The sequence below is a fragment of the Aliidiomarina haloalkalitolerans genome (assembly GCF_003987315.1).
Lineage (GTDB): Bacteria > Pseudomonadota > Gammaproteobacteria > Enterobacterales > Alteromonadaceae > Aliidiomarina > Aliidiomarina haloalkalitolerans.
In genome coordinates this window covers 63,101-82,997 of sequence record NZ_PIPI01000008.1, presented here as the reverse complement: position 1 = coordinate 82,997, position 19,897 = coordinate 63,101, and the positions used below count along the sequence as shown (strand labels likewise).

General features: G+C 51.1%; 17 protein-coding genes. 12 read left to right on the top strand and 5 right to left on the bottom strand.

Annotation, left to right across the window (positions count from 1 at the left end):
* Nucleotides 1-390: 390 nt before the first annotated feature.
* From CWE06_RS10475 to CWE06_RS10435, 9 genes are all read left to right on the top strand, one after another.
* Complete coding sequence (locus tag CWE06_RS10475) at nt 391-1,443, top strand: NAD-dependent epimerase (RefSeq protein WP_126793872.1); 1,053 nt, start codon at nt 391-393, stop codon at nt 1,441-1,443.
* Between the two features lie 53 nt (nt 1,444-1,496).
* Nucleotides 1,497-2,513, top strand: a complete 1,017-nt coding sequence (galE, locus tag CWE06_RS10470; protein ID WP_126793870.1) for a UDP-glucose 4-epimerase GalE — start codon at nt 1,497-1,499, stop codon at nt 2,511-2,513.
* A 112-nt stretch (nt 2,514-2,625) separates the two neighbouring features.
* The gene (gene pgi / locus CWE06_RS10465) at nt 2,626-4,164 is read left to right on the top strand and encodes a glucose-6-phosphate isomerase (protein WP_126793868.1); all 1,539 of its coding nucleotides are present in this window, start codon (nt 2,626-2,628) and stop codon (nt 4,162-4,164) included.
* Complete coding sequence (gene rfaH / locus CWE06_RS10460; protein ID WP_126793866.1) at nt 4,164-4,679, top strand: transcription/translation regulatory transformer protein RfaH; 516 nt, start codon at nt 4,164-4,166, stop codon at nt 4,677-4,679. The genes pgi and rfaH overlap by 1 nt, the downstream gene beginning before the upstream one ends.
* A 34-nt stretch (nt 4,680-4,713) precedes the next feature.
* On the top strand, nt 4,714-5,883 hold the full coding sequence (locus CWE06_RS10455; protein WP_126793864.1) for a nucleotide sugar dehydrogenase: 1,170 nt from the start codon (nt 4,714-4,716) through the stop codon (nt 5,881-5,883).
* A 45-nt stretch (nt 5,884-5,928) separates the two neighbouring features.
* Nucleotides 5,929-6,654, top strand: a complete 726-nt coding sequence (locus CWE06_RS10450) for a YjbF family lipoprotein (RefSeq protein WP_126793862.1) — start codon at nt 5,929-5,931, stop codon at nt 6,652-6,654.
* Nucleotides 6,655-9,870: a YjbH domain-containing protein gene (locus CWE06_RS10445; protein WP_126793860.1), complete on the top strand. Its 3,216-nt coding sequence runs from the start codon at nt 6,655-6,657 to the stop codon at nt 9,868-9,870.
* A 205-nt stretch (nt 9,871-10,075) separates the two neighbouring features.
* Nucleotides 10,076-10,405 (top strand): hypothetical protein, encoded by a 330-nt coding sequence (locus CWE06_RS10440; protein ID WP_126793858.1) that lies wholly within the window; start codon nt 10,076-10,078, stop codon nt 10,403-10,405.
* Between the two features lie 228 nt (nt 10,406-10,633).
* Entirely contained in the window at nt 10,634-11,290 is a 657-nt protein-coding gene (locus tag CWE06_RS10435; protein ID WP_126793856.1) for a hypothetical protein, read from the top strand.
* A gap of 97 nt (nt 11,291-11,387) precedes the next feature.
* Here the strand turns inward: CWE06_RS10435 and CWE06_RS10430 are convergent, their stop codons facing one another.
* Both CWE06_RS10430 and CWE06_RS10425 read right to left on the bottom strand, forming a co-directional pair.
* Nucleotides 11,388-12,683 (bottom strand): dicarboxylate/amino acid:cation symporter, encoded by a 1,296-nt coding sequence (locus CWE06_RS10430; protein ID WP_126793854.1) that lies wholly within the window; start codon nt 12,681-12,683, stop codon nt 11,388-11,390.
* A gap of 162 nt (nt 12,684-12,845) precedes the next feature.
* A complete protein-coding gene (locus CWE06_RS10425) occupies nt 12,846-13,445 on the bottom strand; it encodes a Yip1 family protein (RefSeq protein ID WP_126793852.1) in 600 nt (199 codons plus the stop codon).
* A 172-nt stretch (nt 13,446-13,617) separates the two neighbouring features.
* Here CWE06_RS10425 and miaE point away from each other — a divergent pair, with 172 nt between their 5' ends.
* Entirely contained in the window at nt 13,618-14,457 is an 840-nt protein-coding gene (gene miaE / locus CWE06_RS10420) for a tRNA isopentenyl-2-thiomethyl-A-37 hydroxylase MiaE (protein ID WP_126793850.1), read from the top strand.
* 76 nt (nt 14,458-14,533) lie between these two features.
* On the opposite strand, the gene CWE06_RS10415 is transcribed toward miaE, so the two are convergent.
* The 3 genes from CWE06_RS10415 to CWE06_RS10405 all read right to left on the bottom strand — a co-directional run bounded on the left by CWE06_RS10415 (nt 14,534) and on the right by CWE06_RS10405 (nt 16,730).
* Nucleotides 14,534-15,340 (bottom strand): UDP-2,3-diacylglucosamine diphosphatase, encoded by an 807-nt coding sequence (locus tag CWE06_RS10415; protein ID WP_126793849.1) that lies wholly within the window; start codon nt 15,338-15,340, stop codon nt 14,534-14,536.
* 16 nt (nt 15,341-15,356) lie between these two features.
* On the bottom strand, nt 15,357-15,857 hold the full coding sequence (locus CWE06_RS10410; protein ID WP_126793847.1) for a peptidylprolyl isomerase: 501 nt from the start codon (nt 15,855-15,857) through the stop codon (nt 15,357-15,359).
* Nucleotides 15,858-15,974: 117 nt separating this feature from the next.
* Complete coding sequence (locus CWE06_RS10405; RefSeq protein ID WP_157981170.1) at nt 15,975-16,730, bottom strand: LOG family protein; 756 nt, start codon at nt 16,728-16,730, stop codon at nt 15,975-15,977.
* A 165-nt stretch (nt 16,731-16,895) separates the two neighbouring features.
* On the opposite strand from CWE06_RS10405, the gene cysS reads away from it, so the two are divergent.
* Nucleotides 16,896-18,278: a cysteine--tRNA ligase gene (gene cysS / locus CWE06_RS10400; RefSeq protein ID WP_126793843.1), complete on the top strand. Its 1,383-nt coding sequence runs from the start codon at nt 16,896-16,898 to the stop codon at nt 18,276-18,278.
* 57 nt (nt 18,279-18,335) lie between these two features.
* Nucleotides 18,336-19,895, top strand: coding sequence for a M17 family metallopeptidase (locus CWE06_RS10395; protein WP_126793841.1), 1,560 nt, complete (start codon nt 18,336-18,338; stop codon nt 19,893-19,895).
* Nucleotides 19,896-19,897 lie beyond the last annotated feature (2 nt).

Here is a 19,897-nt window from a genome sequence, read left to right as displayed (position 1 = left end):
ATCAACAAGCGTATAACTTCACTTGTCGGTTGGATTAAGCCTCCTGCCCTGACCGACTAAGACGTAGTACGGCCCCCACGTTTCTTAAGGGACTAAGTTCCTAAAGAAATCACTCTGCTAAGGATGGTAGAGGTGGGGAGTCCGATGTCGAGTTCGATGTCGAGTCCGATGTCGAGTAAGTTTGGTAAGTAAAGACCTTGAATTCAGATGCCGAGTACACATTTTGCATTCAAGTGTTTAATTTTAGATTGTTATAAAAGTCTCCTTAGAAAAAGTCGCTACAGCAACACGTAGCGCAACCGTCAAACCGGTTACTTTTGTTTGTCTCATCCATGCAAATCGAAGTAGCCGGTTTTTTTAGTTCTGCTCAATGTCGTTTATACTCTCCTTATGAAAATTCTAGTTACTGGTACAGCTGGCTTTATCGGCCATTTTACAGCCTTACGCTTGCTCGCTATGGGGCACAGCGTTGTTGGCCTCGATAACATTAACGATTACTACGATGTCAACCTTAAGTATGGTCGCTTGGCAGAAGCGGGCTTTGCGCGCGAGCAGGTGCAACCAGGGCAGCTGGTTCAGTCGGTTAAGCATGCCAACTATCAGTTTATTCAAGCCAGCCTTGAAGATCGGGAAACGCTGAATGGTTTGTTCACCGAGCACAAGTTCGATGCGGTTTGTAACCTCGCAGCTCAAGCGGGTGTGCGTTACTCACTGGAAAACCCACATGCATACATTGACGCCAATGTCTTCGGCTTTATGAACATTCTTGAAGCTTGCCGTCACAACGGTGTGAAAAACCTCAGCTTTGCGTCTAGTTCTTCAGTGTATGGCCTCAACGAAACTATGCCGTTTTCAACGTCTCACAACGTTGACCACCCAGTTAGCTTGTATGCAGCGACGAAAAAGTCCAACGAGCTGATGGCACATACCTATGCCCATTTGTATGGCATTCAGTGTACCGGCTTGCGTTTCTTCACTGTGTATGGCCCTTGGGGCCGTCCAGACATGGCACCGTTTATTTTCACCAAAGCCGCATTTAATGGCGACACCATAAAAGTATTTAACCACGGCAACATGCAGCGCGACTTCACCTACATCGACGACATTGTCGAAGGCGTTGTACGAGTCATTGAAAACCCATGCCATGCAAACCCTAACTGGAGCGGCAAAACACCTAGCCCCGACAGCTCGTCTGCGCCGTATAAAATTTACAACATCGGTAACAACAACACAGTGAAACTGATGGACTTTATTCAAGCCGTTGAAGCCGCTACCGGTGTAGAAATCAATAAAGAGTTTTTGCCCATCCAACCCGGTGACGTTGTTGCGACATATGCTGACGTAAGCGACCTCGAGCGCGACATGGACTACAAACCCAATACCTCAGTTCAAGAGGGTATGCGCCGGACCGTAGCGTGGTATCGGAATTTTTATAATATTTAAAGTCGTTTCCTCTTGAGATATGGCTTGAACTTGGAAATTTGATAGGAATCAACATGATTTTGGTAACAGGCGGAGCAGGTTACATTGGCTCGCACACAGTTGTCGAACTTGTCAATGCAGGTTTTGACGTCTTAGTTTTAGATAACCTATGCAATAGCTCAAAAGAAAGTTTGAATCGGGTAGAAAAGATCACGGGGCAGCGTATTGCGTTTATCCAAGGTGATATTTTAGACAAAAACTTGCTTGACCAGACGTTCGCGCAATACGATATCTCAGGTGTAATACATTTTGCAGGACTGAAGTCGGTTGGCGAAAGTGTGGTTGAACCGAGCAAATATTATGAGAATAATGTCGTTGGTACGCACACATTAGTAAAAGCCATGACGACAGCGAATGTTAAACGCCTTGTTTTTAGCTCGTCCGCAACAGTCTATGGTGACCCGATTGAAGTCCCAATTAACGAGTCGGCACCAACCGGAGGAACAACCAACCCATACGGCACGAGTAAATATATGATCGAACGGATGCTTCATGATATTTGTGCGGCCGATAAGTCTTGGCGTGTGTCACTATTAAGGTATTTTAATCCGGTCGGAGCTCATAACTCAGGGTTGATCGGTGAAGACCCGAACGGAATTCCAAATAATCTGCTTCCCTACATTTCACAAGTAGCAATTGGTAAACTACCTTCGCTTAAAGTTTTTGGTTGCGACTATCCAACATCGGACGGAACGGGCGTTCGCGACTATATTCATGTTGTCGATTTAGCAAAAGGACATCTCAAAGCATTAGAGTTCCTGACTGACGCTAAAGGTTGTTTTGCTCACAACTTGGGTACAGGTAAGGGGTATTCCGTTCTAGAAATGGTAAATGCGTTTGCAAAAGTAAGCGGAAGAGCAATTCCGTATGACATAGTAGAGCGCAGACCAGGCGACATAGCAGTCTGTTACGCAGACACAGAGCTAGCACAGTCAGAACTCAATTGGGTTGCGGAGCTTGGGTTAGAAGACATGATGCGCGACACTTGGAATTGGCAATCGAAAAACCCGAACGGATACAAATCAAGTTAGCTCAGTTTCATTGCGAGTTGTCATGATTTTAAAGTAATATAGGCCGTCATGTACGGCCTTTTTCATTTATGCCGCTGCAATTTTTAATTGAAAAGAACAAGGTGTTGACTCCATGCATAAGGAACTGCCTAAAACTGCATTACAAGCTACGTGCAATGGCTTAATTTACGACTGGAGTTATCAGTTTTTAACGCCAGAGCAACTGACGGAATTTGCTGCAAAGCGTTTGCCAGAGGGTTTTGACGTTGCTCGCCAACAGCTTTTAAATGGCACGTATCAAAACGTGTCTGAAAAACGAGACGTCAGTCATGTGCTCTCGCGTAGTCGACATTCGGTTGTGTCGCAGGGTGACCAGTCGAAATTTGCGAAAATCACTCGTAAACTGCGCAGCGGTCAATGGCTCGGTGCCACCGGCAAACCGATTACCGACATCGTCAACATTGGCGTAGGCGGCTCCGACCTCGGGCCGCTTATGGCCAGCTTTGCCTTAAAAGAATTTGCCACGGATATTCACCACCACCATGTCGACACCCATTTTGTCTCGTCCATGGACGGCGGCCAGCTGTATGCCGTGTTACCCATTGTCGACCCCGAAACGACCTTATTTATTATTACCTCAAAGTCATTTGGCACCATAGACACCTTCGCTAACGTCAATACCGTCAAAGTGTGGGCGGAGGAAGGCTTATCGGCACAAGGCATAACTGAAAAAGGTAAAACTTTGCATGACTGGCTTGAGCACCACGTTATAGGCGTGTCGGCCAACACCAAGAAAATGACCGACTACGGCATACCACCCGCGCATCAATTGACTTTCCCCGAGTCCATCGGTGGGCGCTTCTCCATGTGGTCTGCCATTGGCCTCGCTATTGCCACTAGCTGTGGTGTACAAGTTTTTGAGCGCATGCTCGAGGGCGCAAAGCTCATGGACGAGCATTTTGCTAGCGCACCATTAACTGAAAACATCCCCATGCTAATGGCCTTAATTGGCCTGTATAACCGTGAACAGCGGGGCATTAATAACGTCGCGATTTTACCTTACGACGGCCGATTCCGGCACTTACCCAGCTACTTACAACAGCTCGATATGGAAAGTAACGGCAAGCAATACACCGCCGACGGTAAAGCAATTAACTACCCCACGGGCCCAATTATTTGGGGTGGCTTTGGGCCCAACGGTCAACATGCGTTCTTTCAGCATTTACACCAAGGTTATGACGCCTTTACCGCTGACTTTGTTTGTGTACTGCATCGGCATACCAAACAGTTTAGCGACAAAGTACGTCGCAGCTTAAGTTCGCAGCAAGACTTATCCGTGGCAAACTGTTTAGCCCATCGGCGCTTAATGGCGATGGGCCAAAAAAGTGATAACCCCGCCGAGCATTACCCAGGTGGCCACCCGAGTAGCTTGTTTGCATTAAAAGAACTGACCCCTGAAAGCTTCGGCGCGATTATCGCGGCTTATGAGCATAAAGTATTTACCCAAGGCGTAGCATGGGGTTTAAATTCGTTTGACCAACCGGGTGTGGAACTCGGCAAAAAAGTAGCGGAAAGCACCTATGCTGCGATTGCTTCGAGTGAAAAGAGCGGAGAGCATGCGGCAACTTTCGATGCTTCCACCCAAGCGATTCTGAAGTGGATGAACGATTAATGCAGCAATGGTTTGTACTCCAGTGTAAAGCGCGCCAAGAAGATCGCGCTAAGCTGAACGTTGAAAACCAAGGCTATGTGACCTGTTTGCCACAAATGGCGATTACCAAACGGTTACGTGGTAAACGCCAAACCGTTATTGAAGCCGTGTTTCCCGGTTACTTGTTTGTGCAGCTTGACACCAACTCAGCGAACTTCAATGCCTTGCGCAGCACACGCGGGGTATTGGCGTTTGTGCGCTTTGGTGGTATTCCTGCGACAATTCCTGACGCAGTGATGCAACAGCTGCTGGCGCTTGCCGAATTAACCAAGAATAAAACTGCCGAAGCAGGCGCAACAGCCGGTAGTTTCGCGGCTGGCACCGTTGTCGAAGTTACCGACGGCCCATTTATTGGCTTAAAAGCCGTGTATGAAATGCCGAAAGGTGAGGACCGCTGTTTAGTGCTGCTCGACATGCTCGGCAAACAACAACATATTGAAATTGATGAACAAATACTGCGAGTTAGCGACTCGTAATCGAGAGTTTTCTGTGGATGGAGTTGATACGACAATGACAAAAATAGCAGTTGCAGGCACAGGCTACGTCGGTCTTTCAAATGGCATCTTACTGGCGCAACATAACCCAGTGGTTGCTGTTGATATCGTTCCAGAGCGGGTAGAAATGCTGAATAAAGGTTTGTGCCCCATTGAAGACATCGAAATTGAACAGTTTTTGGCAGAAAAAGAGCTGAACTTTACTGCAACGCTGAACCCAGAAGAAGCCTACGCGGGTGCCGAGGTGGTGATTATCGCCACACCAACCGACTACGACCCAATCAGTAATTACTTTAATACCAAGTCGGTGGAAGCGGTTATTCAGCAAGTGATGGCCTTAAACCCAACGGCCATGATGGTGATTAAGTCGACCGTACCGGTTGGTTTTACCGCCGAGGCACGGCAGCGTTTTGGCACTGAAAATATCGTCTTTTCGCCAGAGTTTTTGCGCGAAGGTAAAGCGTTGTACGACAACTTGTACCCGTCACGGATTATTGTCGGTGAACGCTCAGAGCGTGCCGAGCACTTTGCGCAGTTACTGCTGCAAGGGGCCGTAAAGAAAGACGTTCCAGTGCTATTTACCGACAGTACCGAAGCCGAAGCGATTAAGCTGTTCTCGAACACCTACTTAGCTTTACGTGTTGCTTACTTTAATGAGCTTGATACCTACGCCGAACTGCATAACCTAGACAGTAAGCAAATTATTGAAGGGGTAGGGCTCGACCCACGCATTGGCAGCCATTACAACAACCCAAGTTTTGGTTATGGCGGCTATTGCTTACCGAAAGACACTAAGCAGTTGTTGGCCAACTACGACGCAGTGCCGCAGAACCTCATTCAGGCGGTCGTGGAAGCGAACCGTACCCGGAAAGACTTTATTGCCGACTCGATTATTCGTAAAAACCCGAAAGTGGTTGGTGTGTACCGTCTGGTAATGAAAACCGGTTCCGATAATTTCCGGGCGTCGGCCATTCAAGGGGTCATGAAGCGCATTAAAGCCAAAGGCATTGAAGTGATTGTGTATGAGCCGGTGCTGCAAGAAGAGACATTCTTTAAGTCGCGGGTGATTCGTGACCTCGAGGCGTTCAAAGCCGAAGCGGACGTGATTGTGTCGAACCGCATGGCGGCAGAGCTCGCCGACGTCGCAGAAAAAGTTTATACCCGCGACCTGTTTAATTCAGATTAAGTGCTACAGTTTACTGAAGCGAAATAACAACAAAAAGGCGATGTTATGAATCGATTTCGTTCGTGTGTGCGGGGAAAAGCGCGGGCAGCAGCTTGGTTGCGAACAGCAGGTTTTGCCGCTGTTTGCGCTGTTGCTGTCAGCGGTTGCTCCTCGGTCACCTATGACCTGCAACGAACTTGGCAGCTGTATTTTCAAGGTCAAGAAGACATCGTACTCAGCGCAGAAGAAATCGAAGCCTTTCCTTATACCGTGCAATACGCACGCCTCGGCAGCCGTGGCCAAGCCACCATTGTGCTTGGCTACATTGACCCCGTTGGTAGCGGTTACGAATACCACTGGGTGAGTGCCGACCAAGAAACCTTGGTTACCGAAAACGGCCGCGTAAAGCGGGTGAGCCGCATGGGTGACTACCGCATTCTGGCGACCTACTCTGGCACTGCCGACCCCGTTGGCGACATGGTGCGCAGTGGTGTTGGCGAAGCCGCTTGGCAACGCACCGTCGACTATACCGTGAATGGGGAAAGCTATTCCGTGGTTGCTGCGTCACAATTTGTCGCAAGTGGTGCGCAGTCGTTGGAATTACCAGCAGGTGCAGTGAACGTTTATCACGTGGTTGAGCGCGGTCAGTTTGTTGGTGTGGCCGGCTCTACCGGCAAGTTTGTCAACGAGTTTTGGGTGGAAGCCGACGGCCATGTGGTGAAAAGTCGCCAGACTTTAGCGCCGGGTGCCGATGAGCTGCAGTTAACACAAGTGAAATGGGTGGGCCGCTAAATGATGAAACGAACTGCTGTGGCCTGCGCGGTTGCGCTTGCATGTTTTGGAGGTTTGAGTACTGGTTTTGTTGGTGTGGCTTATGCGGGTGAGACTGCTGTTGTTGCGGGCAGTGCTGTAGCGGGGAGCGCTGCTGTGGCGGGCGCGGAAGCGTCGGAAGCGGCAAGCACAGAGCAGGCCATGCGCCATATTCGCATTAACGATAACGTCGAGCTAAGTATTGCCGAGCCGGTGCGCCTGTCACAACTGCTGGAATATGTGATTGCCAATGGCCAGCATGCGCTCGCGGGTGAACATTCGTCTGCAGAAGTACACGAGGTGTATTGGCCGCAAGCACGACTGATTCTGCTTGATCGCCAAGCTGAGGTTGAAGCAGCGCGCTTAGCTGTGTTGGCCGACTTAAATGGACTCGCTAATTATTGGCGCGGCAAAGGTGGGGCGGACAATGCGGCAAAAGCGGCAAAGGCCGACGCCATGGCCGCGCAAGTTCGTCAGTGGCAGTTAGGATTTCAGCCTTATGCTGGCATTGATATTGCCGATGCGCGTCAACACATTGCCGACAACCCTTTATTACCGCCAGGTCAGTATCAATTGTGGTTACCGCCACGGCCAGATCATATTTGGTTGCTGGGCTTTCTTTCTGACGTAGGGGCTGCTGACGCTGTTGGCGCTGGCTCGGGCTCTGGCGCTGACTCAGGGGCAGCTGTGGCTAGCGCGCATATTCCGCGGCAAACCGTGCGTGGGTATGTAACGGGTTCTGGTGCGACATCTCGTGTCGCAAACGCCGGTGGTGTGATCAATCAAAACACAGTTTGGCATGTTGGTTCTGGGGCGGGTTCTGGTTCTGGTTCTAGTGAAGAAGCCGACCACATAAAAGAACTACCTTGGGGCATGCACAATGCCGAAGCTCATGAGTTGTTGCCTGGTGACGCATTATTTCTTGGTTTTGAAAAGTGGCGCTTGCCTCGTGCCTATCGACATTTACATGACAGCTTGCCGGCATTGCTGGAACATTTTGTCAGTGGCAGTGAGGGGAATGTTGCTGATGTTGCAAATACAGCTGCGCCTGCGGCTGCTGAGCGAAACATAACAAGAAGCTCGTCAGAACCTCCGGCGGCGAATCACTGGTCACGACTTTCGCGCCCTGCGACACCTGGTGGCGCAACAAGTGGCAATTACGGTGGTGCAGGCTTAGTGCAAATGCCTAATGCGCGCTTTGGTGAAGAGGGCGAGGTGCGCATCAGTTACACCGACATGAACGAATACAAGCGTTATGCGGTCAGTTTGCAAGTGCTCGATTGGGTGGAAGCGACCGGGTTTTATGTGCGCGTGCCAAGCCGGTTGTATAGTAACTCGCCGGGTTTTAGTGGCAATAATATCTACACCGACAAGGGTTTTGATTTAAAAATGCGCTTGTGGGAGGAAACAGCCTATTTCCCGCAGGTGGCGTTAGGCATTAAAGACATTGGTGGTACTGGGTTGTTTGCGGCGGAATATTTGGTGGCCAGTAAGCAATACGGGCCGTTCGATTTTAGCGTTGGCGCTGGTTTTGGGCGCATGGGTACCCGTGACCACTTCGATTCGCCGTTTTGTAGCTTGGTCGACAGTATGTGTGACCGGCCTACAGGCTTTAGTGGTCGTGGCGGCAAGTTCGAGTATGACTCGTGGTTCCGTGGCCCAATGGCACTGTTTGCCGGGGTGGAATACCAAACCCCGTGGGCGCCGCTAAGGGTAAAAGTCGAGTACGACGGTAACGATTATAGCAATGAGGCTGCCCGCGTTGACATGACGCCACGCACGCCCATTAACGTCGGCCTGAATTATCGGGTGAATCACTTTTTCGACCTGTATGCAGGCTACGAGCGCGGCGACACCTTCACGTTCGGGTTTAGTTTGCGGACCAATTTAAACACCCTGTCGCAACCGAAGATTATGAATGCGCCGGTGCAGCCGCAGCCTGACGCTGAGCGCACGTATGAGTATGTCGACGCGGTGAATTGGCGCAGTGTGAATCGTAGTTTGCAGCGTCAGTATGCGTATTCGGGTGGGCGTTACCTGGTGCATGGCGACGAAGACGAGCAGGTGGTGACCATGTATGCGCACCCACGCCGTTTGCGTGACGGCCAAGACATGCTCGACCGTGCGTCGCGTGTGTTTGCTGCCGAGTTGCCTGATTCGGTGAAAACTTACGAATTTGTTGAACAAAGTGCGTTTTTGCCGATGGTGAAAACCACGGTCGACGCTGAGGCGTTTAAAGCCGCCGTGGACAACCGCGACCCAGACGTGAACCCGCGCGACACCTCGCCGTTGTTTGTGCGCTCAGAGGCCGCTGATATGGCGTCTGTCGACGACTCACTGTGGGTGTATAACCCGGAGTACCGCTTTAGCAACAGTTACGGCATGAAGCCGCACGTGGTGCAGAGTTTTGGTGCGCCGGAAACGTTCCATTTCTACCAAGTGGGTGTGAAAGCCTTTGCGCGCCGTTGGTTGTCGCCGAATGTGGAAGTGTTCGGTGAAGTTGGCGTGAACCTGTTTAATAACTTCGACAAATTTAATTTTACCGTTGATGCGTTTGATGACTTGCCAGTGCCGCGGGTCCGTACTTATGTGCGCGAGTACATGTTGAATGACATTTGGCTCGACACCTTGCAGGCGACCTATTACGACCGTTTGAGTGACAACGTGTATGCCATGGCCTACGGCGGGATGCTTGAGCGCATGTATGGCGGTGTCGGTGGTGAGTTGTTGTATCGACCGCTTGATCGGAATTGGGCCGTGGGCGTTGACGTCAACCAAGTGTGGCAGCGCGACTTTAATGGTGCGTTTGGCTTCCGCGATTACAACGAAGTGACCGGCTTTGTGTCGCTGTATTATCAAGTGCCATGGTTGCACGACTCGTTGGTGACCTTGCGCGCAGGGCAGTTCTTAGCCGGCGATAAAGGTGTGAACGTGACCTTCCAGCGCCGCTTCGACAGCGGTGTGACGGTCGGTGCATGGGCATCGTTTACCGACGTGTCAACCACCGATTACGGCGAGGGCAGCTTCTCGAAAGGGTTCTTCTTAACGATCCCGTTCGACATTATGAGCGTATTCCCAAGCAGAGAGCATATCGGTTTTAGTTGGATACCGCTGAACCGTGACGGCGGCCAGATGCTGCAACGCCGCAGCACCTTGCACAGCGTCACCGAACCGCGCGCGCCATACTATAACCGCTGATTCGGCTCCCTCATTCCAGCCCCGGTCCCGAATGCCATTCGGGACCGGGGCCGGAATGCCGTTGCGAACCGGGGCCGGAATGCGACACAGCTCAGGCTTTACACAAAATTGATTTGCAATTTAACACTCACTCATACATAGTAGTAGGGCGTGCTCTAAGGACGAACAGGGCACACGATACATGTATCAGACGTAGGATGAATTTATGAAAAAGATCACAATTGCTGTATTAGCGGCGTTAGGTCTTGCACTGACGCCAGTGATGGCTCAACCAGCTCCACAAGGTCAAAACCAAGGCGCAGCAGGTTCAAGTGCTGGCGCAGCAGCTGGCGGTGGTTTCACTGGTTTGCAAATCGCTGGTTTAGCGACCGTGTTTGCAACTGCAACCGTTACCGCTGCTCAATCGTCTTCTAACCCAGCTGACGACATCGATGACGACGACGATGATGAAGACGAGGAAGAAGAAGGCACTATCACTACTACGGTAGCGCCTCCAACTACGACATCAACAGTAACTACTACTGTAGGCGGCTAATTCGAGTCGACACGAATTAACTGCATATAAAAAGCTGCGCACTGCGCAGCTTTTTTTTGCCCGCGATTTACCAACACCGCATTGTGAACCGTAGCTGGAATGCGATTGCGGACCGTAGCCGGAATCGGGGTATGTAATCAAAAATGGTTACATTTGCCAAAGTAACTAAAATGACTTACATTTAGAGATGTAATTAAAAATGATTACATTGATTGAGAGTGCATAGTCATGAGTAAGCTTGTAAATTCAAAACCCGTTGCGGTGATCACCGGCGATATTGTGCGCTCAACGGAGCTTAGTGAGCAGGACTTCGATAAAGTCCAAGCAAATCTTAAAGTGGCTCTAGAGACAATATGTTCGCTTAGTGACAGCTTTTACGAGAAATTCCGCGGTGATTCATTTCAGTTGTACGTGACGGAGGGCTCCCAAGCGCTCAAGTACGCCACGCTCATTCGTCTAGCATTGTATTACCAATCGCCCCACGTGGAAGTTCGTCAAAGTATTGGTGTGGGTAAAATTCAGAAAGTTACTGCGGAATTAAATTCTATTCGTGGCAAGGTGTTTGAGCTGTCGGGGCGCGGCCTCGATAGAATGACAAATCAGCGATTGTCGCTCGAGATTGACACAAATGAAGCTCTAAATTGCGTTAACCTCCTTGTTCAGCATCTCGACACTCTGTTAAGTAATTTGACGAAAGACCAAGCTTGGCTGCTGCACGCTTTTTTACTCCATGAAAAGTCGACACACAAGGAGCTCGCTGCGCTGGTTGGCAAAGGTAGGGTTAACACTACGCAAATACTTAATGCGAGCCACTATCGTCTTGTCGGGGAAACTTTGGCATTTGTGAGTAAGGTCATCAGCGGGATTAAATCAGTCCCAGTATAGCCCCGGCCATACTGGGCGCGCCCAATACCATTCCAGCCCCGGTCCCCAATACCATTCCAGCCCCGGTCCCTAATCGCATTAGGGACCGGGGCTACAATCAGCTATCGATCTTCTCGACTTTGGCGCCGGCGTCTGGGTCGTTGTAGACGTCTTCGTCGAGCTGTTGTTCGGATTTACCTATGACGGTGGTGACCATGGCGTCGCCGGTGATGTTGACGGCGGTGCGGGTCATGTCGAGCAAGCGGTCGACACCGATGATGAGGCCGATGGCTTCAACGGGCAGGCCGACTTGTTGTAAGACCATGGCCAGCATGATTAGGCCTACACCTGGCACGCCTGCGGTACCGATAGACGCGAGGGTCGCGGTGAGGATGACCATGAGGTACTGGTTCATGGTTAGGTCAATGCCGTACAGCTGGGCAATGAACACGGTCGCCACGCCTTGCATAATTGCGGTGCCGTCCATGTTGATGGTGGCGCCCAATGGCACGGTGAATGACGAGATTTTGTTGTCGACACCTAAGCGCTTGGTGGTGGTGCGCATGGTGACCGGAATGGTCGCGTTGCTGCTTGAAATACTAAACGCGAAGATCTGGTTGCTGAACATTTTGCGCACGAAAATCATTGGGTTCAAACGCGTCAGCAAGGTCAAAATGGTTGGGTAGACAATGAAGCCATGCACCAACAGAATGACCAGCACGGTGACGAAGTAAACGGCTAGGTCGCCCAACAAATCACCGAAGCCAAGGTCGGCGAAGGTGCGTGCTAATAAGGCAAACACACCGTATGGCGCAACGTGCATGAGGATCATGACCAGTTTCATGATGACTTCGTTGACGTCTTCGAAGAAGCCTTTCAAACGCTCGCCCGGTTTGCCGACCAGCGCCATGGCTAAACCGAACAACAGGGCGAAGACGATGATTTGCAGCATGTTGCCTTCGGCCATGGCGTTGATTGGGTTGCGCGGCACCATGTTAATCAGCACGTCGACGAAGCTTGGCGCTGGCGCTGCTTCGAAATTCACTTCTTGCGCAGCCATTGAGCCGCCGCTGCCTGGCTTCACAATGGAAGCAACGCTGAGGGCGATACTAATGGCGATGCCGGTGGTGATTAGGTACAAAAACAATGCTTTGCCGCCGATTCTGCCTAGCTTCGACGGGTCGCTCATGGAGCAGGTACCGACCACCAACGAGACAAAGACCAACGGTACAACGAGCATCATTAAACTGGTGATGAAGAATTCACCAACTACGCGCAGCACGCCGTCGACCACCACAAAACGAACCCAATTGTCTGGGGTGACCGCAAATTGATTCAGTAAAATACCAAATAGGATGCCGGCAAACATACCGATAACAATGCGACCGGTAAGGCCAATTTTCTTGGTTGGCATGACAGTTGTTCCCTGAATTAGATAATTTTAATTAGTCGCCTAGCGTACCAGAGTCTTTGAAATTGCCAAAGAGTTCGGCGGTTAATGACACAAATAAAAAGAGGAGCGACAGCTCCTCTTCCTATTCAAACTAAACTGACAGTCTTTTCTAACGCTAATTCACTAGCTAACAAACGTTGGAATAAACCCGTTGGTCCATGCAATCACGGTTGCTGCCATCAATACAACCATAAGAATTAACCCAGCGGTAACGACCGAGCTAGCATAAATGAAGCCGCGCTCTTCTGGAATGTGCATGAGAATTGGCACGCCGGTGTACAATAAGTAAACCGAATAGGCCACACCCGCCAAGAAGACCATGGCGACGAACCACAGCTCTGGGTACAAGGCTGCAATGCCTGACATGAGCACTGGTGTTGCCGTGTAAGCCGCTAGTTCTAATGACTGAGTTAAGGTTGGCGCAGCACCAAAGGTTTTCGCCATCCAGTGAATCAGGTAAGCAAGTGCTAACACACCCGCAATAAGCCCAAAATACATAAACACGGCCATGAGCATGGCACTACTTTCGGTCATAAAGATGCTTTCGCGCGCACCGATGTTCCAACCAATTTTGGCCGAAGCAAAGTAAGCAGCGAAGCAAGGTATTAACGCCACCAGCAATATGTGTGACAATGAAAAACGCAGGCTCTCGTGACGCTGATCGATAGTTTTCCATTCTTCAACCGGATGAGCGTAGAGACCCCAAATATGATTTAATATCATTGATATAACTCCTAGAAGCCGCAGCTCCGAATGCCATTGAGAACCACAATGGTGGTACTCCATTATAGGTGCGGGAACTGATGTAAAATCAAGACTGAAAGATTCTGAGTAAAATCTGTTCATTCCTTTTTGTTATATAGTTGTTAAAAATTTTTGAGTGAGTGTAACCTTGATGACAACGGATTCTGTAGCAACTGATCAGCTCAGCAACGAGCGACTTGCCAACTACCAGTCGCTCTTAGCGCCGGTGAACAACTTTTTGTTGTGTCAAACGCCGCAGGCTTGGCTGGACGATGCTAAGCACCCAGATAATCTGGCGATGTTGCTCACCGACCATTTGCATTGCGAATTAAAAGCGGCGCAAAGTGCGGGCTTATTGCTGCGCCGTTATGCGTTTCATCAGCAGGAGCATGGGCAAGCGGCCGCTGAACAGATTCTCAGTTGGCTGGAGCCGTATGAGCACAAAGTGTATCGCGGCCACCGTGAGCCGAGTGTGGACTTGTCACAGCTGTCGAAAAACGCTGGTATTCCGCGCTTGCGCCTGAACGAGAACGAAGGTGAGGCGTGGCAGCACCGTTTAGTCGACCGCATGATGTTGCTGATGAAAGAAGAACTGCACCATTTTCAGCAGGTGTGGGAGATTATGGAAGCGCGCAATATTCCGCTGCAGCCGATTACTGCGTCGCGTTATGCAGGGCAGTTGCTGCGGAAAATTCGTGGCTCGGAGCGGGGCGGTTTGGTCGATAAACTGATAATTGGCGCCATTATTGAAGCGCGTTCGTGCGAGCGTTTTGCTGCCTTGGTGCCGTATTTAGACGACGAGCTGGCGAAGTTCTATGTGTCGCTGTTGCGCTCGGAAGCGCGGCATTTTGAGGATTATTTGGCGTTGGCGGAACAGGTGGCAGGCGAAGACATTCAAAGTCGCGTGCAGTATTTCTTAGAGCTTGAGAAAAAGTTGATTGAAACGCCGGACCTCGAGCTGCGTTTTCACAGCGGGCCGCTGAAGCACTAGTTGATTGGGTCGCGAGGATTGCGACACCCGTTGTCGCAGCGGCCGCTAATAGCCAACTAAATAGCCAACTGCGCCCTTAATCTAGCGCCCGCGATTCCAAGGCAAAGTCGTCGGGCGTGACGGTCAGAATGCTACCTTGCTCGTACCAATCGCCCAAAACCACGCGAGTTAACTCGCCCGCTCCGTTGCTCGCACCCTCAGCAGAGCCAGAACCAGCACAATGCTCATGCACCGCCGGTCGATGCGTATGACCATGAATCATCAGCTGGGTATCGGTCTCTTGCATAAGCTGAACAACTGCTTCAGGCTGAGCGTCGTAACGGTCGAGTTGCTCGGCCGTCAGCCCCTGGCTTTCTTGTAAACCCGCTCCCGCAGAATCAGCGCCCTCCGGCGGATTCCCCGCCGACGAACTACGCAGCTTATTGGCAATCGCCCGTCGCCAACTTAATGGAAAACGAGTCGTTACCGCTAACAGCCAGGGGTGGCGAATGACTTTGCGAAAGCGTTGGTAGCTGATGTCTTTGGTGCACAAGGTGTCGCCGTGCAGAATCACAGTGCGGCGACCATACAAGTCAATCACCGACGGCTCTGGCAAGATTTCCACGCCGGTTCGCGCAGCAAAGCGCTCGCCAATGAGGAAATCCCTATTACCATGAATGAAATACACCGGCACACCGCTAGCGGTGACCGCAGCTAACTCGGTTTCTATCAGCAGGTGAAACTCGTTGCTATCGTCGTCGCCAATCCAGTACTCGACCAAGTCGCCCAAAATATACAGGGCGTCGGCCGAGCGCGCTTCACCACGCAGAAAGTCAACAAAGAGGCCGGTAATGTCCGGCCTGTCTGCGCTTAAGTGAAGATCGGAAATGAAGAGTGTTTTCATTCGCTTCTTTTATGTCTTAAGAATGAGAAATGGTTGCCTTGTTAATCACCACGTCTTCAAGTGGAACGTCTTGGTGGAAAGCAACAGCGCCGGTTTTAGTGTGACGAATTTTGTCGACCACGTCCATGCCGTTAACCACTTCACCAAATACACAGTAACCCCAGCCGCTCGGACTTTCGCTTGAGAAGTTCAAGAAGTCGTTGTCGTTTATGTTAATGAAGAACTGTGCGGTGGCTGAATGCGGGTCGTTGGTGCGCGCCATGGCAATAGTGCCACGCTTGTTTTTCACGCCGTTGTTGGCTTCGTTTTTGATTGGATCTTTGGTTGCTTTTTGTTGCATACCCGGCTCGAACCCGCCGCCTTGGATCATGAAACCGTCGATAACACGGTGAAAGATGGTGTTGTTGTAGAAGCCTTCACGGACATAGGTGGCAAAATTTTCGGCGGTAACTGGCGCTTTGTCTTCAAATAATTTGATTTCGATATCGCCGTGAGTGGTATGTAATGTGACGTTCATGCGCTGTCCTTATTTTCCATGCGTTAAAATCATTTAGTTCAAATAATTGCTTAAATTGCGTACAGCTGAACACCTAGTTTAGGTCAGCTTCGCAGAAGTTGGTATTTAACAGTTGTCTTATGCGCGGTGATTCAAGGTCTTTAAAATCGGCTCAAGACGTTGCCATGCATCGGCCACTGAATTCACGTGGTGATAGAGGTCGATGTCGGCTTGGTCGATCATGCCGCAATCGGCTAAATGCTCGATATTGATGACTTTGTCCCAGAACTCGTCGCCGTATAAAAACACCGGTACACGCGGCATTTTGCCGGTTTGAATAAGTGTGAGGGTTTCGAATAGTTCGTCGAGGGTACCGAAACCACCGGGGAAGACCAGCAAGGCTTTGGCGCGCTTGAGAAAGTGCATTTTGCGCAAGGCAAAGTATTGGAACTCGATACTGTGCTTGGCAGCAATGAATGGGTTAACTTGTTGCTCACGTGGCAAGACGATGTTGAGGCCAATGCTGTTGTGGTTAGCACGGCGTGCACCGCGGCTTGCAGCTTCCATAATCCCTGGGCCACCGCCGGTAATCAGGCGGGTGTCGGTAAGTTTTTCAGCTTCGAGGTAGTCACCAATCATGAACGACAATTCTTCTGCTTCGGCGTAGTATTTCGCCATAGTTAAGCAGGGGTTGTCTTCATGACATTGGTCGGGCGCCGGAATACGGGCACTACCGAAAATGGAAATGGTGTGCTTGACGGCTTCACCATTGAACGTCGACTCGGCTTTCAGCCACTCGTCGGCAAGCAGCGCCGCGCGCTGACGTTCTTCTTCCTCAAGGGTTTCGCTAATTTTAATCAGTTCTTCATTGAAATTGTCGAACGATACGGCCATGGGCGATTCCAGCTGAAAATTCACGTAAGAGCTGCTAGTATACCCACTTTCCACAAGGCTGACACCCTCTTTGGCGCACTCTTCTAGCCAGCGCCGACGAGCAAGTGGCTGTTTTTGAAACTGACATTGCAACACTGACATTGCAGAGAATTTGAGACAGAAACTATGTTGAAGGTATATAACTCGCTGACCCAGCAAAAGGAAGAATTCCGGCCATTAACTCCGGGAGAAGTAAAGCTGTATGTATGTGGTGTCACGATTTATGACCTCTGTCACATTGGCCATGCGCGTACCTATGTCGCCTTTGACGTGGTGGTGCGTTACTTGCGGTACTTGGGCTACAAGGTGACGTTTGTGCGCAATGTAACCGACGTCGACGACAAAATTATTCGTCGTGCACAAGAAAATAACGAGTCGATTGACGCGGTTACCGAGCGCTTTTTGACCTACATGCACGAAGACTTTGCGGCGCTGAATTTAGTTGAGCCGGACATTGAGCCGCGCGTGACCACCCATATGCAAGAAATTATCGACCTTGTTGAACAACTGCTTGCGAAAAAACACGCTTATGTCAGTGACAGTGGCGATGTGTTGTTCGACGTGTCGAGCTTCCCAAATTACGGCAAGCTGAGTGGCCAGAACCTCGAGCAGTTGCAAGCGGGTGCCCGTGTAGGCGTGTCGGAAGACAAGCAAAATCCGCTCGACTTCGTACTCTGGAAACATGCGAAACCGGGTGAGCCAAGCTGGCCGTCGCCGTGGGGTGACGGGCGTCCGGGCTGGCACATTGAGTGTTCGGCCATGAACGGTAAGCACTTGGGCGACCATTTTGATATTCATGGTGGCGGTTCTGACTTGATGTTCCCGCACCACGAGAACGAAATTGCGCAAAGCTGCTGTGCCCACGACACCCCGTATGTGAATTACTGGATGCATACCGGCATGGTGCAAGTGAACCAAGAGAAAATGTCGAAGTCACTCGGTAACTTTTTCACCATTCGTGACGTGTTGAAGTCATACACCGCAGAAACTGTGCGCTTCTTCTTGTTGTCGGGGCATTATCGTAGCCAATTGAATTATTCTGAGGCGCACCTAGAACAGGCACATGCTGGTCTTGAGCGTTTATACACGGCGTTGCGTGGCATTGAACCGTCAACGCCAAGCGCGGTCGTACGCGAGTTGTACGAAGAGCGTTTCCGCACCGCATTGAATGACGATTTTAACGTGCCAGAAGCCATGTCTTTGCTGTTTGATATGACCCGTGAGCTGAACCGTCAACGCGCGGAAAACCCAGGGGTGGCGGCTGAATTAGCTGGCTTGCTGAAAGAATACGGCGCTGTACTGGGTATTTTGGAACAAGATCCAGAAGCGTTTTTACGTGGTGGCGACAGCGACGACGTGGCTCAAATTGAAGCGTTAATCGCTGAGCGCAATGCTGCGCGTAAGGATCGCGATTGGGCCCGTGCCGACGCGGCGCGTGACGCCTTAACCGCTATGGGGATTGTGCTTGAAGACACCGCCGAAGGAACTTTGTGGCGGCGTCAGTCTTAAGCTCGAATTTGCGGTGAGAAGAAAGCCCAAGCGAACAAATTTTAGAGGTATTTTTTTATGATGAACACAGAACTGGTTTTTGTCGACAGCTTAGCTGCTGCTGGAAATGATTATGATGCCTTGGTGGTGGTTGCTTCCGACCTTGGCAACCTGCCGGCAGAAATTGCTGACACGGTGGCTGCGGCGCAGCGCGTGAATGCCAAAGTTGCCTCGTCGACTCAGGTTTTGTTATGTGACAAAGCCCCGGGTCAGCGTTTGATTTTGGCGCCAACGGGCCCAGTGAATCGTGATTTTGATGACGTCCGTCGTTTTTATGACGCGGCGCGCAGTGCTGCTTTGGCAGCTGTCGATGCCGGTGCAAGAAAGCCACTATTGTGGGTGCCTGCGGCGCCGCAAGCCCAAACCCAAGCAGACGACTTTGCCCATGCGGTAGAAGCGGTTTGGTTTGGTTTTGCTCAAGGTATTTGGCAGCCATTAGAAGCGCGCGAGCACTTCGGTGACGAAATCGAAGGCATTCAGCAGGTTGGTTTAATTCGTTCAGCTGCTTTGAGTGCAGAAACTAGCGCCGAATGGTTGCAAGCGGTTGAAGCCGGTCGTCGCGTGGCGCGTGACTTATGTGGTACCGAGCCAGAGCGCATGGCGCCACTGCGCTTTGCCGAGTATTGCCAAAAAGCCTTTGCTAACAGCCCGGTGAAAGTCACCGTGATTGACGACAAACCGCAACTTGAGCACGAGTACCCGTTACTAGCAGCAGTTGGCCGGGCGTCGTTTGGTACCCATCAGCGTCCGTGCGTGATTCGTTTAGAGTACACCCCGGAAGGCGCCGTTGAGCAGACTTTGATGCTGGTCGGTAAAGGGATTACCTATGACACGGGTGGTGCGGATTTGAAAACTGGCGGTCACATGGCCGGCATGAGCCGTGACAAAGGTGGTGCCGCAGGCGTCGCTGGTTTTGTCAAAGCGGTGGCTGGTATTCGCCCACAAGGGGTGAAAGTTGTGGCTGAGCTGGCGGTGGTGCGCAACAACATTGGCGCATTGGCGTTTGTGAGTGACGAAATTATTGTTGGCCGCTCGGGCGTGCGCGTACGCATTGGTAACACCGACGCAGAAGGGCGTTTGGTGATGGCCGACTGCTTGGCGAAATTAGTCATCGAAGCGGCCGGCGAAACCAAGCCAAGCGTGTATACGGTTGCAACATTAACCGGCCATGCGGCGTTAGCGAAAGGTCCGTACACGGCGTTAGTGCCGAACAAAGCGGCGCGTCAGGGCGGTTTTGTCGACGCTTTATTGAACGCGGGTGAGTTGTGGTCTGATCCGGCGGAGCTGTCGCCAAGCCGTCGTGAAGACTTCGATTTTGTACGCGGACGCACCAAAGCCGACGACTTGTTGAGCTCAAACAATGGCCCGTCAGCAACGACGCGTCGTGGACACCAGTTCCCGATGGCGTTTTTGCATGAAGTGGCCGGTTTGGACAAGCATGACGCGAGCAGCAGTCAGCCGATTCCATACGTGCACATCGACATCGCCGGCAGCGGCGTTGAAGGTGGCGACTGGCAACACGGCAAACCAACGGCAACACCGGTACTAGCCTTTGCTGGAGCGTTTTTGCGTAAGTAGGG